The sequence below is a fragment of the Bradyrhizobium sp. LeoB3 genome (genome assembly GCF_055456055.1).
Map to the genome: position 1 here is coordinate 1 of NZ_JBVBEF010000342.1, position 677 is coordinate 677.

General features: G+C 64.1%; 1 protein-coding gene. It reads left to right on the forward strand.

Features of this window, described 5'->3' with window-relative positions; genetic code table 11:
• On the forward strand, positions 1–677 hold a 677-nt coding region (locus ACZXDY_RS46225), incomplete at both ends, for an IS5 family transposase (protein WP_464350060.1).

The following is a 677-nucleotide window of genomic DNA, read 5'->3' on the forward strand; positions in this document are numbered from 1 at the left end:
GTGCAGCTGGCGCGGACGATCGACTGGGCATTCCTCGAGCAGAAGTTCGGCGCGGTCTATGAGGACAAGCCGGGCCGGCCGCCGCTGCCGACCCGGCTGATGGCGGGGTTGGCGATCCTCAAGCACAGCTACGACCTCTCCGATGAGTTGCTGTGCGAACGCTGGGTGGAGAACCCCTATTACCAGTTCTTCTGCGGCGAGAAGTTCTTCCAGCACCGCCTGGTGTTCGACCGCTCCTCGCTGACCCGCTGGCGCCAGCGCATGGGCGAGGAGAAGCTACAGGCCTTGCTGCAGGAGAGCCTTGCGGTTGCGACCAAGACCAAGGCGCTCAAACCGTCCGATCTCAACCGGGTCTTCGTCGACACCACGGTGCGGCCCAAGAACGTGATGTTCCCGACCGACGCGCGGCTTCTCAACCGCGCCCGCGAGATCCTGGTCCGGCTGGCAAAGCGGCAGGGCCTTTCGTTGCGGCAGTCTTATGCGCGGGTGGGCAAGTTCGCCCTGATCAAGCATCAGCGCTATGCCCACGCCAAGCAGTTCAAGCGCGCCAACCGGGCCTTGAAGACGCTTAGAACCTATCTCGGTCGCGTCATCCGTGACATTGCCCGCAAGATCGAAGGCCGCACCGGCTTGCTTGGCGAGATTGTCCTCGAACGCATGCTGGCGCTGGCGCGACG